We start from the raw sequence: 13626 nt of genomic DNA, 5'->3' as shown, positions 1-13626 counted from the left end.
TTGAAACGTGATGTATGGATTACAGAAGTTGCTCTAAGGGACGGCAGTCATGCTATCAGTCATCAATTTACCGTTGATCAAGTGAGAAGTGTTGCTAAAGCATTGGATGATGCGAATGTCCCTGTTATTGAAGTGTCCCATGGTGATGGGCTTGGAGGATCCTCCCTTCAATATGGATTGTCACATACAAATGAAATGAATCTGATTAGTGCTGCAGCAGATGTTGTAACGAAGGCAAAAATAGCCGTCTTGTTGCTTCCCGGCATAGGTACCGTTCAACATTTAAAAGAAGCAGCAAGCCGTGGTGCCAAAATAGCCCGGATTGCTACCCATGTAACAGAGGCGGATGTGTCTAAGCAGCATATTTCTTTTGCAAAGGAACTGGGTTTAGAAGCAGTTGGTTTTCTGATGATGTCTCATATGGCACCAACGGAAAAATTGCTCGAACAGGCAAGCTTGATGGAAAGCTATGGAGCGGACGTAGTATATGTGGTTGATTCTGCAGGGGCTCTTTTACCACATCAAGTAAAAGAAAGAATTCATTGCTTGCGCAACAGCTTGGATATACCAATTGGGTTTCATGCCCACAACAACCTTTCATTAGCGGTGGCCAATTCCTTAGTTGCAATAGAACAAGGGGCTACCAGAATAGATGGGAGCATTCGTTGCCTTGGAGCAGGAGCTGGTAATACACAGACAGAAGTCCTGGTATCTGTACTGGACAGGCTGAATATTCAAACTGGTATTGATGTATATAAAATGATGGATGTGGCGGAGGAAATTGTCGCCCCTATTTTGCAGAAGCCGCAAGAAATCACAAGGGAAGGCCTACTGCTTGGATATGCAGGCGTATACTCTAGTTTCTTGGTTCATGCCAACAAAGCGGCACAACAGTTTCAAGTAGATGCAAAAGATATATTAATAGAATTAGGGAAACGAAAAGTAGTCGGCGGACAAGAAGACATGATTGTCGATATTGCTGCTGAGATGGCTAAAAAGAAAGTGAAGGCTTAAGAGGAGGAGCTATATGGACTTACTTCAAATTGCAAAACATGTGGCAGATCACCAAAAAAATGGACAAGAGATGGATAAAATCACACTGACTCATCCGAACATGAATGTGGAGCATGCTTATGAAATTCAAAAACTAAGCATGGATCATGCAATAAACAATGGAGATAGATTAATTGGGTGGAAGATGGGATTGACTAGTAAAGCTAAACAATTGTCGGTGGGAGTCGAGGAGGCCATTTATGGTAGATTAACATCTTCAATGGAATTGAGAGAACCTACCTTACATATTGGTAATCTCATTCATCCGCGAGTGGAGCCTGAATTTGCGTTTATTCTTAACAAAGAACTAAAAGGAGATCAAATTACAGTTCGTGATGTCTGGATGGCAACAGAATGCATCTTCCCTGCGATAGAGATCATTGACAGCAGGTATCGCAACTTCTCCTTTACTCTAGAAGATGTTGTAGCAGACAATGCATCATCTTCCAAGTTCATTTTAGGAAATCAAGCATTTTCCCCATATTTTACATCCTGGGATAAGGTTGGAGTATCAATGACCAGAAATGGGGAGAAGGTTCAATCAGGGGTGGGAGCGGCAGTATTGGATCATCCTGTGAAGTCTATTGTGGAATTAGTGAAAATGCTGGACCGCGAAGGCCTTTCCGTCAAACCTGGAATGGTAGTTCTTGCCGGTGGAATTACGGAAGCGATTAATGTCTACAACGGGGATGTAGTAGAGGTTCACTACGATCAATTAGGAACATTGAAATTGAACGTCGAGTTGTAAAGGAGAAACTATATGCCTATTACTCACATTCATTTGCTGGAAGGAAGAAGTGCCGAGCAAAAACAAGATCTGATTCAAAATGTCACCCAAGCCATCACCCATACGCTTGAAACTGCTCCTGAACAAGTGAGGGTGTTGCTCATCGAAATACCTAAGGAAAATTGGGGAACAGGCGGTGTTACAAAGGCACAACTTGATGAATTAGGAAAATAAAGGGGGAGAACAATGAAAAAGGTGAAGCAAAGAGTAGTGATGATGATGATCATGGCAATGGCATTGTTGCTCGCAGCATGTGGAGGAGACGAATCAAGCGGAGATGAATCAGGTAAGACATATTCCTTTAAATTAGCTCATATTACCCCAACCAACCATATGTGGCATCAGGCTGCAGAAAAATTTGCAGAAGAACTGGAGAGCAAGTCCGATGGAAGAATGAAAGTGGAAATCTATCCAGCAAGCCAGCTTGGAACTGAAGCAGATATGGTTCAACAAATTGAGGCGGGATCTGTAGACTTTGGATTAATCACGGCAGCTTATATGAGTTCCCGCTCCCCTTCTTTTGCCGCATGGTTTATGCCATACGCATTTGAAGACATCAATGCAGCTCATGAAGCTAGGACTTCTGATGTTTCTAAAAAGATTTTGGCTACATTGGATGAGCAAGGCCTTGTAGGATTGGATTATCTGTTTGCGGGTCAGCGTGTCATGCTTTTTAAAGACAAGGAAGTGACTTCACCAGAAGATATGGCTGGTTTAAAGTTACGTGTTACGCCAAGTCCGCCGATGCAAGATTTTTATCGTTCCGCAGGTGCCTCACCTGAAGGGTTGCCCCTTCCTGAAGTTTATGCAGCCGTTCAAACTGGCGTAATTGATGGGATGGACATGGATTTGGATGCTGCCATCACTAATAAATATTATGAAGTTGTAAAGTATGGAGCTGTTACCAACCATATGGTTTGGCCTTCCGTTGCCATTGTAAATAAATCCACATTTGAGGGTATGTCTGAAGCGGATCAAAAGATTGTTCGTGATGCACTGACAGTAGCTACCGATTTTGCAGTAAACACTCGCTCTGGACAAGAGGAAGAATTCAGGCAAACATTAAGCGACAATGGGATGAAAATCTATGATATCCCTGCAGATGCATTTGCAGACCAGATTGCAGAGTTTGATGCAAAATACAAAGATTCAGATCCTCTCATTAAAGAGTTCATTGATACGTATAGAAAATAAGATATGAAGGGGGAAGTTACAAAATGATGAAAATCAGTGACGGAATAGCCAAAATCGAGAAATTTCTCGGTGCATTCTTAATGTTGTGCATGGCGGTTATCATAACATTATCAGTAGCCTTCCGATACTTCCTGAATTCCCCCTTGTCATGGGCTGGGGAAGTATCTATCTTTCTATTAATCTGGATTAGCTTTATTGGAGGTAGCTTGGGACTGAAATATAAATCCCAGGCTTCTGTTTCGATATTCCTGGAGTATGTGCCAACAAATATAAGCAAGGCATTAACCTTAATCGGTCATATATGTATGCTGTTATTTCTTTTCGTCATTCTTTTTTATACCTACACTTGGATACTATCCCCTAACGTAGCTTTGCAAAAATCAAGTGGTATTCTGTTACCCATGTGGATCCCTTATAGCGCAGTCCCAATTGGTCTTACGTGTGCATCTTTTCATATTTTGACTAATTTTCTAGTTGTTTTTCGAGAGGGGGAAGTAGAATGACGATACTAGTAATTGTCTTATTTTTTGTATTTTTACTGATTGGTATTCCTATTTCTCTCGTATTAGGTATGACAACTGTATTGTACTTCTTACTTGTAGGAAGCCCAGTGCTACTGGAATCCACACCTATGCGTTTGTATTCTGGGTTAGAAAATTTCGGGCTATTGGCAATCCCACTCTTCATGCTCGCGGGCGAATTGATGAATAGCGGTGGAATTACGACAAGGCTGGTAAAATTCTCAAAAACATTAATAGGTCACGTTAGAGGTGGCCTGGCATACGTAACGATTATATCCAATATGTTTATTGCATCCATATTAGGTTCAGCGAATGCACAAGCAGCGATGATGAGTAAAGTTATGGTACCGGAAATGGAAAGAGAAGGGTACAAAAGAGAGTTCTCCTCCGCGCTCACCCTTGCCTCCTCCATTGTCGCCCCTATCATTCCTCCAAGCATGATATTCATCATTTATGGGACCCTCTCTGGCACCTCCATAGGTGGATTATTCATGGCAGGAATAATTCCAGGAATCATATATGGTTTAGGATTTATTGGTCTCATTGCCTTTATGGGTTATAAATACAAGTTCCCCAAAAGTGACCGTGCTTCATTTAAAGAAATTCTACATCACGGATTGTATGTCATACCAGCATTAAGTGTTCCATTTATCATTATCTTTGGTATCTTAAGCGGTGCATTTACCCCGACAGAATCGGCTGCCGTCGCATGTTTCGTCGCTTTGATAGTTGGTATGTTTCTCTACAAAGAGTTGAAACTGAAGAGTATTCCCAAGCTATTGATGAACACCGTAATAAGTACCGCCACCGTGACGTTTCTTATAGCAATGGCAAACATTTTTGGTTGGATGATTGCGTTTGAACAAATCCCACAACTTGTAGCTGACGGCATGCTGAGCATTTCAGAAAACCCGCTAGTTTTCTTATTGATGGTTAATTTAATGCTCCTATTACTTGGTGCAGTTTTAGACGGTATAGCAGCATTAATTATTTTAATTCCTGTATTAATGCCACTTGTTGTTGCATTTGGGATAGATCCAATCCACTTCGGAGTCATTATCTGTATCAATTTGACCATTGGACTTTTAACACCGCCTGTTGGTACTGGATTGTTTGTAGTCTCCTCCATTGCGGATGTGAAAATCGAGAAGCTAATAAAGGCTACCACTCCATTTTTAATAATGGGAATTTTCATTTTGATGATCATCACATATTGGGCAGACGCTGTATTATTTATTCCAAGGATGCTGGGTTTTTAAAATAGCCGGACCGGATTGGTTCGGTTTTAAATTTGTGGAAAATAAATGAAACCCCAGTTGCTCTTTCACGTATTACTAAGAGGCAGATTTTTTAGGGGGGATAACATGTATGATACATATAAAGGGCTTACAAAAATTTTATGGGGATTTCTTTTTGTATTAATAGACATAAACATAGAGTATGTAGATATCATACCGGATTTCGTGGGCTATGCCATTGTCGCATATGGATTGATGCAACTTGATTTTGAGAGGGAGCGGAACTGGGCAGCAGGACTTGCAATCATTGCTTTTCCATCCTTTTTCATACCAAAAGTAAATGCGGCAGAATCTATGAGTTATAACGGTGATTATTTTTTAAACTTTCTTTATTATACAGGGTTTGGAGTGTTGCACTTAATCCTGATGTATCTCATCATCAGTAGGCTGATTAAAACTGCAGAAAGCAAAGGTCTATTTGAGATGTCACAAAAGGCTAGGACTAGACTGACTTTGTATGTAGGCCTTAGTATTTTTGCTTTAATAGGCTTTCCGCTTGGAGAGATACTAGGATTCCTATTAATTATTGCAGTTATTTTTTTGTTCATCATGGAAATTGTTATGTTGGTATTAATTGCGCAATTCCGCAATGTTTTGTAGGAGAGGGGGATTTGATATGACTTTTGTGTGGATGATGTTAACAATAGCTGTAGCTCTTGTCATTGTTGATGTGGTTTTAAGAAAGTTACTGGGAATAAAACGTGCGAAGCTAACAGATCCAAAAGGAAAGAAAATAGATTTGTTCGGACGAATTATTTGTGCCATTTTAATTTTTATTTTGTACCCGGCCGTTATTGAAACAGGTGTACTTCAACTGAAGCATCTCTTTGTTATCTTTTTTACCGTTCTGTTTTGTCTTCAGGCAATCATCCAATTTATTTATATTAAGGAATCTAAAGAGTATATCATTACATTGCTTATAAATGTTGTGTTTGTAGCTTTTCTGCTCAATATTGACTCCCTTTTAATGCTTTACAGCTAATAAAAATACGAGCCAGGAATCTCTGGCTCGTTTTTGTTTGCCAATCTATTAAAAAAACATGGAAGCTCCAGCTAATAGTGTCGTAATAAGCATAACGCCAATCATTAAATATACGACAACCTTTTGAAATTTGCGGTTCATCATTTGAGTTCATTCACTCCTCATCTATTCTACTAACTCTATTTTACATGGATTACAATTCTTTCTCAAGTTAGGATTCTAGACGAAAAAGGAAGGAATTTTGCACAATAAGTCGAAATGTTATAGAGTCATAGTAAGGGGACATACAACAAGGGGGATTGGCATGATTAAAAATGTAAATCATATTGGGATTGCTGTAAGCTCCATTGAGACAGCGCTTCCATTTTATACAGAGACTTTGGGGTTGACCTTTGAAGCCGTGGAACATGTCGCGGAGCAAAGGGTAAGAGTGGCATTTATCAATGCCGGAAATTGCAAGCTGGAGTTATTGGAACCCACCTCACCGGAGAGTCCGGTTGCCAAGTTTATCGAAAAGCGTGGGGAAGGAATTCACCATGTAGCCTTAAGTGTAGAATCCATAGAAGATAGAATTAAAGAAATGATTGAAAAGGGAATCCCGATGATTGACAAGCAATCCCGAATTGGGGCAGGAGGAGCGAATATCGCTTTCATGCACCCAAAAGCAAGTAATGGCGTACTGGTAGAATTCTGCGAAAAGGCGGCGAAACAACATGACAATTGATATCTATGAAAAAATAAACGAGCTTTATGACAAACGTCGCGAAGTAGAACTTGGCGGTGGGGACGATCGCATTGACAAGCAGCATGAAAAAGGGAAATTAACTGCTAGAGAACGCATCGAGCTTTTAGTCGATGAAGGGACTTTTGTAGAACTTAATCCATTTATCGAACACCGTTGCAATGACTTTGGCCTGCAGGGAAAAAAAGGTCCTGGAGATGGCGTCGTTACTGGGTATGGAAAAGTGAACGGCAAACCAATTTATCTATTCTCTCAAGACTTCACTGTCTTTGGTGGTGCCCTAGGAGAAATGCATGCCAAGAAAATCGCCAATGTCATGGATATGGCAGCGAAAAATGGAGCACCGATTGTTGGATTGAATGATTCTGGTGGCGCGCGTATCCAGGAAGGTGTTCTTTCCTTAGATGGATACGGGCACATTTTTTACAGAAACTCCATTTATTCAGGAGTGATTCCGCAGATATCGGTCATTATGGGCCCATGTGCAGGCGGTGCCGTTTACTCTCCGGCCATTACTGATTTCGTATTTATGGTGGAAAAGACGAGCCAAATGTTTATCACGGGACCAAAGGTAATTGAAACGGTAACAGGAGAGAAAATAAGTTCAGAAGGACTCGGTGGTGCAAAAGTACATAACGCGATAAGCGGTAATGCTCACTTCTCCAGTTCATCGGAGGAAGAGGTATTGGCACAGGTGCGAAACCTGCTAAGTTACCTTCCACAAAACAATGAAGAAAAGCCGGAAAGAATTTCTTGTGAACAAGGTGATGACTACCGTCCGGACTTAGCGGATGCCATCCCGTTTGACGCAATCAGACCTTATGATGTTCGAATTGTCATCAATCAGGTAGTGGATGAAGGGTCGTTCATGGAAGTCCATAAGGATTTTGCCAAAAACATCGTAGTTGGATTAGCAAGGCTTAAGGGAGAAGTAGTTGGACTCGTTTGTAACCAGCCAAAAGTGATGGCAGGCGGACTTGATATTGATTCTTCTGATAAAGCATCCAGATTTATTCGATTCTGCGACTCCTTCAATATCCCGTTGATTACGTTTGAAGATGTTACAGGATTCTTCCCTGGTGTGAAACAGGAACACGGAGGAATCATTCGTCATGGTGCTAAGATTCTTTATGCTTATTCAGAAGCGACTGTGCCAAAACTGACTGTAATTTTACGTAAAGCATACGGTGGAGCATATGTAGCCCTAAACAGTAAATCCATTGGCGCTGATCTTGTATTTGCTTGGCCGAATGCGGAAATTGCGGTAATGGGACCTCAAGGTGCGGCTAACATCATCTTTGCCCGTGAAATTAATGAAAGCGACAATCCAGATGAGACACGCGCCCAGAAAATTGAAGAATACCGTGAAAAGTTTGCTAATCCATATGTGGCAGCAAGCCAAGGAATGGTAGATGACGTGATCGATCCAAGAGAGACAAGGATTAAATTAATTCAATCATTAGAAATGCTCCGCAATAAAAAGGAAACAAGACCTTATAAAAAGCACGGGAACATCCCACTTTAATTCATGACGAGAGATAGTAGGTGAAATAAGCCTGCTATCTTTTTTATTGGTGTAGGCTCAAGCAAGGAAAAAATCGCATGAATAGGTTATAATAGGATGGGATTCAAAAAGTAGTAGGAGGAACATACATATGATTAACAGAGACAGACTTGTCGAAGAATTTTTAGAGCTTGTACAGGTAGACTCAGAAACAAGATTTGAAACAGAGATTTGCAAAGTATTAAAAGAGAAATTTTCTGCTCTTGGTGTCCAAGTAGTAGAAGATGATACCATGAATGAAACGGGACATGGTGCAGGTAACCTGATCTGTACATTAGAAGGCACAAAAGATGGTGTGGATACCATTTATTTTACGTCTCATATGGACACAGTAGTTCCAGGCAAGGGAATCAAACCATCCATTAAAGACGGTTACATTGTGACTGACGGTACAACTATCCTTGGAGCAGATGACAAAGCAGGTCTTGCTGCCATGCTTGAAGCGGTAAAAGTACTAAAAGAAAATAACATCGAACACGGTAAAATCGAGTTCATTATCACAGTCGGTGAAGAATCCGGCCTTGTAGGAGCAAAAGCTCTAGATCCAGCTTTAGTAACTGCAAAATTCGGTTTTGCTCTTGATAGCGATGGAACAGTTGGAAACATTATCGTTGCAGCGCCTACACAAGCTAAAGTAAAGGCAACGATATACGGGAAGACGGCTCATGCTGGAGTTGCACCGGAAAAAGGAATTTCAGCGATTACGATTGCAGCAAAATCCATTGCAAAAATGCCTTTAGGCCGTATTGATGAAGAAACGACTGCAAACATCGGACGTTTTGAAGGTGGCGGACCAACAAATATCGTGTGCGACCGTGTGGATATACTAGCAGAAGCACGCTCTTTAGTTCCTGAAAAAATGGAAACACAAGTTGCAAAAATGAAGGATGCATTTGAAACAGTTGCAGCAGACATGGGTGGCCGTGCAGAAGTAACAGTAGACGTTATGTACCCAGGCTTCAAATTTGCTGATGGCGATCATGTGGTGGAAGTGGCAAAGCGTGCAGTTACGGAAATCGGCAGAACGCCTGAACTTCAACGTAGTGGCGGAGGCAGTGATGCCAATGTTATCGCAGGATTTGGCGTTCCAACAGTCAATCTTGCGGTTGGATATGAAGAAATTCATACGACAAATGAAAGAATGCCAATTGAAGAATTAATTAAAACAACGGAACTGGTTGTCAGTATCATGAAAGAAGTAGCAAAATAATATTGGGAAAGCTTGGTGAAATTGCCAAGCTTTTTTTTATACCTTGTTTTATAATAGAGAAAAAGGGAGAATAGGAGAAAAGTCATGGAATCCAAGAAACTAGTGATTTTTGAAGCAAAAGAAGAAGAGTATGGAATACCAGTTGAATATGTGGTGTCTATCGAAAAGCTTGGAACCGTTACAGCTTTACCTGAAATGGAAGCTTATCTAAAAGGCCTTATGAAAGTAAGGGGACAACTAATACCAGTTCTTGACGTAAAGCATATATTATTTTCTGACCCGATTGAAGTAAACGATAAAACACGTTTAATTGTAGTGCAAACATCGGAACTTTCTGTAGGGTTATTAGTAGAAGACGCAAAGGAAATACTGGATGTGAAAAAAGAGGCTATTAAGGATTTAAGTGTGTTGGCATTTCAGTCATCTCCGTATATAAACGGAATGGTAAATCTTGATAGTCGACTGATTGCAATTATTGAACCGAATAATTTAGTGGCGAGCCTTGAAAAAGTTCACCGTATCAAGGATGCAGTAGAATCTTCTACTATATAGAAATTTAATATTTCTCTTATGACCACGACAGTATACATAATAAGTCTATACAAATAAAGGCCACCAGCTTAATTGCCGGTGGTCTTGTTAATTTTATTCTGCTTTAGTTACTAATTCTACTTCGATATTACCTCTCGTTGCTTTAGAATAAGGGCAAACTTCGTGAGCTTGTTTAACGAGCTTTTCTGCTTCTTCTTGAGTAACGCCACTTATGCTCACATTTAATATAACCGCCAATTTAAAACCACCATCAGTATCTTTCCCTATAGAAACTTCTGCAATTACTTCCGAATCGATTTTCTGGCGCGCTTGTCGTGCAACAAGGTTCAGTGCACTGTCAAAACAAGCGGAATATCCTGCTGCAAATAGTTGTTCTGGATTAGTTGCGCCCTCTTTTTCTGTTCCGCCTAATGATTTTGGCATTGCAAGTGCAAGATCTAAAGTCCCATCTTCACTTTTAATTTTCCCCGCTCTACCCCCGGAGGCTGTTACTTTCGCAGTATATAATGCATCCATGTGAAAACTCACTCCTTTTAGTTGTTTAAAATTATATTGTGCAAAACTTAATTCTTAACTATCATATCGTGTGTTAATTATTTAGTCAACTAATAAGTTGTGTAAAAGGAATTTGTGTATAAGGTAAGTGAGTTGTACAATAGTAGTATTGAGATTTAAAGGAGATAGATGTATGGAAAGCAACTTAAAACTAGATAATCAACTTTGTTTTAAAATTTACTCTGCAGAAAAAAAAATGATGAAATTATATAGGTCGTACTTAGATGAGTTGGGAATAACTTATTCTCAGTATCTAGTACTATTGGTATTGTGGGAAAAGGATGCAATATCTGTGAAGGAGTTAGGTGAAAAGCTAATTCTGGACTCTGGTACTTTAACTCCAATGCTAAAGCGTATGGAAACCAATCAATTAATTACAAGAAGTCGCTCTAAAAAAGATGAACGAAGTGTTGTGATAACTCTTACTCCGAAAGGAATGGACTTAAACAAAAAGGTTGAGTGTATCCCAAACAAGTTTCTCGAAAAAGTATCATTAGATACTGATGAACTAAAAGCATTAAGCGAACTCCTTACAAAGCTGGTTGTAAATTAAAATAGGCAGAGAAGTTTAGGGTGGATTGTATGAATGGAAAAACAACAAAGGGACATCGAATAATCTTCCATGTAGATATGAATAGCTTCTACGCATCTGTTGAAATGGCATATGACCCATTGCTTAAGGGAAAGCCCGTAGCGATTGCGGGAAATGTAGAAGAACGAAGAGGCATCATCGTCACTTGTAGCTATGAAGCAAGAGCATTTGGTGTAAAAACAACGATGCCTCTATGGGAGGCAAGACAAAAATGTCCTCAACTTATAGTGCGAAAACCAAACTTTGATAGGTACAGAAAAAGTTCCCAAGCCATGTTTGATCTTTTAAGAGAGTATACAGACTTGGTTGAACCGGTTTCCATCGATGAAGGTTACATAGATGTCACAGATTATTCTGGACATTTAACGCCCTTACAAATAGCAGAAGAAATCCAGATGAGGTTACACAAGGAACTATTATTGCCGTGCAGCATTGGGATTGCCCCAAATAAATTTTTGGCAAAGATGGCTTCGGATATGAAAAAGCCGATGGGAATTACTATCCTCAGGAAAAGAGAAATCGAGAAAATACTCTGGCCTATGAAAGTGGGGGAAATGCATGGTGTAGGGGCCAAGACTGCCGAAAAATTAATGACAATTAATATTACTACAATAGGAGAATTGGCAGAGGGTAATGATTACCAATTAAAGCATCTCCTTGGTATTAATGGAGAGAGGCTGAAAAATCGAGCAAATGGTGAGGATAACCGCCCTGTTGATCCCGATAGTGTCTCTGAATTCAAAAGTATTGGAAACTCCACTACCTTACCAAAAGATACAGACGATGAACGTTTGTTAGAAAAGACTATTGAAAAGCTCTCTTCTTCTGTGAGTGCAAGAATGAAGCGGAAATCTGTGCTCAGTCATAACATTCAGCTAATGATAAGGTATGGTCTTCATCATACGGTGACAAGGAGCCGAAAGCTTTCCAACCCAGTAGAAGGTGAAAAGGATATCAAGGAAGCGGCTATGTTTTTGCTTAGAAAGCATTGGGATGGGGAGCCTGTACGCTTATTGGGTGTAACTGCACAAGAACTTGTGGAAAAGGATGATTCCTTTAAACAGTTGGACCTTTTTACGTTTCAAGAGGATGCCAAAAAAGAGCCGCTGCATAAAACCCTTCAGGATCTAGAAGATAAGTTTGGGAAGGGGATTATTAAAAGGGGTATTAAGAATAAGAATACTGCGGATGTGGGCTCAAAGGCTAAAATAACGACTAGTTTTCAAAAGGATTTTCTAGAATAAGCAATTTCTGATCTGTAGACCAATTTGGTTTACAGGTTTTTTAATACTAAAAAAATGATTAATAATCTGTCCAACAATCATATATATATAAGGGGAGGAGGATTGCAACTATGAGGAGAATGCGTCGGACTTCCCTATTGAAAAGTGGGCCACTGCCAATAAAGTATGTGTTTTTAATTACGTTTATTTTATTTAACATTTTGACGGTATTTAGTTTGGTCATAATTAATAAAAATTTGGAGCCTAGTTTAAGGAGTATAGCGGAAACGAAAGCTCGTCAGATTGCAACGCAAGCTATTAATGATGCCGTATCAAAGAAGATCGCAAACAGTTTGAATCCCGAGGAATTAATTATCGTTCTGAATGAAGGAACAGATCATGTGGCATTTAGTACCAATCACAAAGTAGTTAACACAGTCATTTCAGAAACTACATTACGAGTTCAAAGGTATTTGGACTTCTTAGAAGAAGGTAATCTGGAAGGAATGGAATCATATAAAAATGATTTAAACATAGATTACGAAGAATCAAAAAAGCAGAATGGGATCGTTTATAAGGTTCCATTGGGGATGGCAACTAAAACGACCCTTTTTTCCAACCTTGGTCCCAAAATACCAGTACGGTTTGAAATACTAGGAGATGTTATCTCGAATGTGGAGACCAAAGTAATTGAAACAGGAATAAATAATACAGTTATAGAGGTTTATGTAAACGTAAGCGTAAAAATGAACATTATCATCCCGTTGGTAGAACAGCCAATGGAGATAAATAACTCTGTAAAAATAGGAGACTTAGTGATTCCAGGAAAAGTTCCGATGTATTATCATGAAAGTGGAAGCGGTGGTGGAGGAGTTGCACCAGTTATTATCCCAGAGATTCCAGTAGAAGAACAAAAGAATAATAACTGATTAACCTGGTCCTGTGATGTTCGATTGCAGGGCTTTTTTTAATTTTGTTGGTTTTTTCAGGTAGTCAACGACATCTTCTTTACAGACATCCACTACGTAGCTGATTATATCCAAGTCATTAGTAACATTATAATGGATTAATCTTTTTGCAATTTCGAGAGCAGTTTCCTTGGAAACGGAAGAAGGATCAGGATTCATGATGAGTCTCTTCGTAGTTATTGATTACATTCTTCATCCCAGGGATTGCAATTAAACTAAGGGAAGTCATTAAGCTCAGCATGAACATAGGGGCATTGCTTGTCTTATCTGTCATCATCACATAAAAAAGAATGGCAAAACCGGAAACAGCCAATAGTTTTAATATGACGTAAAAAGATTGTTGGATTAACTTCATTAGTATCACCTCATTAGTATTTAGAACGTT

The 13626-nt window shown here is 39.6% G+C and carries 19 protein-coding genes; 15 read left to right on the top strand and 4 right to left on the bottom strand.

Going from position 1 to position 13626, the window contains the following annotated elements:
• The 8 genes from dmpG (at window position 1) to HF078_RS14225 (ending at window position 5835) form a co-directional block, all read left to right on the top strand.
• Window positions 1–1014, top strand: a complete 1014-nt coding sequence (dmpG, locus tag HF078_RS14260) for a 4-hydroxy-2-oxovalerate aldolase (protein ID WP_169291761.1) — start codon at window positions 1–3, stop codon at window positions 1012–1014.
• A gap of 13 nt (window positions 1015–1027) precedes the next feature.
• Window positions 1028–1801: a 2-keto-4-pentenoate hydratase gene (locus tag HF078_RS14255; protein WP_169291760.1), complete on the top strand. Its 774-nt coding sequence runs from the start codon at window positions 1028–1030 to the stop codon at window positions 1799–1801.
• 12 nt (window positions 1802–1813) lie between these two features.
• Window positions 1814–2014, top strand: coding sequence for a 2-hydroxymuconate tautomerase (locus HF078_RS14250; protein WP_169291759.1), 201 nt, complete (start codon window positions 1814–1816; stop codon window positions 2012–2014).
• A 12-nt stretch (window positions 2015–2026) separates the two neighbouring features.
• Entirely contained in the window at window positions 2027–3034 is a 1008-nt protein-coding gene (locus tag HF078_RS14245; protein ID WP_169291758.1) for a TRAP transporter substrate-binding protein, read from the top strand.
• 23 nt (window positions 3035–3057) lie between these two features.
• A complete protein-coding gene (locus HF078_RS14240; protein WP_169291757.1) occupies window positions 3058–3537 on the top strand; it encodes a TRAP transporter small permease in 480 nt (159 codons plus the stop codon).
• A complete protein-coding gene (locus HF078_RS14235; protein ID WP_169291756.1) occupies window positions 3534–4814 on the top strand; it encodes a TRAP transporter large permease in 1281 nt (426 codons plus the stop codon). Before HF078_RS14240 ends, HF078_RS14235 begins: the two co-directional genes overlap by 4 nt.
• A 105-nt stretch (window positions 4815–4919) precedes the next feature.
• Window positions 4920–5453: a hypothetical protein gene (locus HF078_RS14230; RefSeq protein ID WP_169291755.1), complete on the top strand. Its 534-nt coding sequence runs from the start codon at window positions 4920–4922 to the stop codon at window positions 5451–5453.
• A gap of 16 nt (window positions 5454–5469) precedes the next feature.
• The gene (locus HF078_RS14225) at window positions 5470–5835 is read left to right on the top strand and encodes a DUF4181 domain-containing protein (RefSeq protein ID WP_169291754.1); all 366 of its coding nucleotides are present in this window, start codon (window positions 5470–5472) and stop codon (window positions 5833–5835) included.
• A gap of 48 nt (window positions 5836–5883) precedes the next feature.
• On the opposite strand, the gene prli42 is transcribed toward HF078_RS14225, so the two are convergent.
• A complete protein-coding gene (gene prli42 / locus HF078_RS14220; protein WP_010194162.1) occupies window positions 5884–5979 on the bottom strand; it encodes a stressosome-associated protein Prli42 in 96 nt (31 codons plus the stop codon).
• Window positions 5980–6139: 160 nt separating this feature from the next.
• On the opposite strand from prli42, the gene mce reads away from it, so the two are divergent.
• The 4 genes from mce to HF078_RS14200 all read left to right on the top strand — a co-directional run bounded on the left by mce (window position 6140) and on the right by HF078_RS14200 (window position 9903).
• Window positions 6140–6559, top strand: a complete 420-nt coding sequence (gene mce / locus HF078_RS14215; RefSeq protein ID WP_169291753.1) for a methylmalonyl-CoA epimerase — start codon at window positions 6140–6142, stop codon at window positions 6557–6559.
• A complete protein-coding gene (locus HF078_RS14210) occupies window positions 6549–8102 on the top strand; it encodes an acyl-CoA carboxylase subunit beta (RefSeq protein WP_205831631.1) in 1554 nt (517 codons plus the stop codon). The genes mce and HF078_RS14210 overlap by 11 nt, the downstream gene beginning before the upstream one ends.
• Before the next feature lie 130 nt (window positions 8103–8232).
• Window positions 8233–9351: a tripeptidase T gene (locus HF078_RS14205; protein WP_169291752.1), complete on the top strand. Its 1119-nt coding sequence runs from the start codon at window positions 8233–8235 to the stop codon at window positions 9349–9351.
• An 84-nt stretch (window positions 9352–9435) separates the two neighbouring features.
• Window positions 9436–9903, top strand: coding sequence for a chemotaxis protein CheW (locus HF078_RS14200; protein ID WP_169291751.1), 468 nt, complete (start codon window positions 9436–9438; stop codon window positions 9901–9903).
• A 93-nt stretch (window positions 9904–9996) separates the two neighbouring features.
• Here the strand turns inward: HF078_RS14200 and HF078_RS14195 are convergent, their stop codons facing one another.
• Complete coding sequence (locus tag HF078_RS14195) at window positions 9997–10419, bottom strand: organic hydroperoxide resistance protein (RefSeq protein ID WP_169291750.1); 423 nt, start codon at window positions 10417–10419, stop codon at window positions 9997–9999.
• Between the two features lie 172 nt (window positions 10420–10591).
• Between HF078_RS14195 and HF078_RS14190 the strand changes: the two genes are divergently transcribed.
• From HF078_RS14190 to yunB, 3 genes are all read left to right on the top strand, one after another.
• Window positions 10592–11011 (top strand): MarR family winged helix-turn-helix transcriptional regulator, encoded by a 420-nt coding sequence (locus tag HF078_RS14190; RefSeq protein WP_169291749.1) that lies wholly within the window; start codon window positions 10592–10594, stop codon window positions 11009–11011.
• A gap of 29 nt (window positions 11012–11040) precedes the next feature.
• Window positions 11041–12294, top strand: coding sequence for a DNA polymerase IV (locus HF078_RS14185; protein WP_169291748.1), 1254 nt, complete (start codon window positions 11041–11043; stop codon window positions 12292–12294).
• Between the two features lie 110 nt (window positions 12295–12404).
• Entirely contained in the window at window positions 12405–13202 is a 798-nt protein-coding gene (gene yunB / locus HF078_RS14180) for a sporulation protein YunB (RefSeq protein WP_169291747.1), read from the top strand.
• Here the strand turns inward: yunB and HF078_RS14175 are convergent, their stop codons facing one another.
• Together HF078_RS14175 and HF078_RS14170 are read right to left on the bottom strand one after the other, a co-directional pair.
• Window positions 13203–13400 (bottom strand): hypothetical protein, encoded by a 198-nt coding sequence (locus HF078_RS14175; RefSeq protein ID WP_169291746.1) that lies wholly within the window; start codon window positions 13398–13400, stop codon window positions 13203–13205.
• Window positions 13390–13596, bottom strand: a complete 207-nt coding sequence (locus tag HF078_RS14170) for a hypothetical protein (protein WP_060666442.1) — start codon at window positions 13594–13596, stop codon at window positions 13390–13392. The genes HF078_RS14175 and HF078_RS14170 overlap by 11 nt, the downstream gene beginning before the upstream one ends.
• Window positions 13597–13626: the final 30 nt, after the last annotated feature.

Origin of the sequence: Bacillus sp. RO2 (assembly GCF_012911845.1) — a bacterium.
In the GTDB taxonomy this organism is placed as follows: domain Bacteria; phylum Bacillota; class Bacilli; order Bacillales; family Bacillaceae_I; genus Sutcliffiella_A.
This window is presented reverse-complemented; position numbering and strand designations above follow the sequence as displayed.

What these genes read in the sequence shown, in the direction of transcription:
- HF078_RS14240 (WP_169291757.1), top strand. Translation starts at nt 3,058, where the DNA reads ATGATGAAAATCAGTGACGGAATAGCCAAAATCGAGAAATTTCTCGGT.
- HF078_RS14200 (WP_169291751.1), top strand. Translation starts at nt 9,436, where the DNA reads ATGGAATCCAAGAAACTAGTGATTTTTGAAGCAAAAGAAGAAGAGTAT.
- HF078_RS14235 (WP_169291756.1), top strand. Translation starts at nt 3,534, where the DNA reads ATGACGATACTAGTAATTGTCTTATTTTTTGTATTTTTACTGATTGGT.
- HF078_RS14245 (WP_169291758.1), top strand. Translation starts at nt 2,027, where the DNA reads ATGAAAAAGGTGAAGCAAAGAGTAGTGATGATGATGATCATGGCAATG.
- HF078_RS14205 (WP_169291752.1), top strand. Translation starts at nt 8,233, where the DNA reads ATGATTAACAGAGACAGACTTGTCGAAGAATTTTTAGAGCTTGTACAG.
- HF078_RS14210 (WP_205831631.1), top strand. Translation starts at nt 6,549, where the DNA reads ATGACAATTGATATCTATGAAAAAATAAACGAGCTTTATGACAAACGT.
- HF078_RS14185 (WP_169291748.1), top strand. Translation starts at nt 11,041, where the DNA reads ATGAATGGAAAAACAACAAAGGGACATCGAATAATCTTCCATGTAGAT.
- HF078_RS14250 (WP_169291759.1), top strand. Translation starts at nt 1,814, where the DNA reads ATGCCTATTACTCACATTCATTTGCTGGAAGGAAGAAGTGCCGAGCAA.
- prli42 (WP_010194162.1), bottom strand. Translation starts at nt 5,979, where the DNA reads ATGATGAACCGCAAATTTCAAAAGGTTGTCGTATATTTAATGATTGGC.
- HF078_RS14175 (WP_169291746.1), bottom strand. Translation starts at nt 13,400, where the DNA reads ATGAATCCTGATCCTTCTTCCGTTTCCAAGGAAACTGCTCTCGAAATT.
- yunB (WP_169291747.1), top strand. Translation starts at nt 12,405, where the DNA reads ATGAGGAGAATGCGTCGGACTTCCCTATTGAAAAGTGGGCCACTGCCA.
- HF078_RS14195 (WP_169291750.1), bottom strand. Translation starts at nt 10,419, where the DNA reads ATGGATGCATTATATACTGCGAAAGTAACAGCCTCCGGGGGTAGAGCG.
- HF078_RS14190 (WP_169291749.1), top strand. Translation starts at nt 10,592, where the DNA reads ATGGAAAGCAACTTAAAACTAGATAATCAACTTTGTTTTAAAATTTAC.
- HF078_RS14225 (WP_169291754.1), top strand. Translation starts at nt 5,470, where the DNA reads ATGACTTTTGTGTGGATGATGTTAACAATAGCTGTAGCTCTTGTCATT.
- HF078_RS14255 (WP_169291760.1), top strand. Translation starts at nt 1,028, where the DNA reads ATGGACTTACTTCAAATTGCAAAACATGTGGCAGATCACCAAAAAAAT.
- HF078_RS14170 (WP_060666442.1), bottom strand. Translation starts at nt 13,596, where the DNA reads ATGAAGTTAATCCAACAATCTTTTTACGTCATATTAAAACTATTGGCT.
- mce (WP_169291753.1), top strand. Translation starts at nt 6,140, where the DNA reads ATGATTAAAAATGTAAATCATATTGGGATTGCTGTAAGCTCCATTGAG.
- HF078_RS14230 (WP_169291755.1), top strand. Translation starts at nt 4,920, where the DNA reads ATGTATGATACATATAAAGGGCTTACAAAAATTTTATGGGGATTTCTT.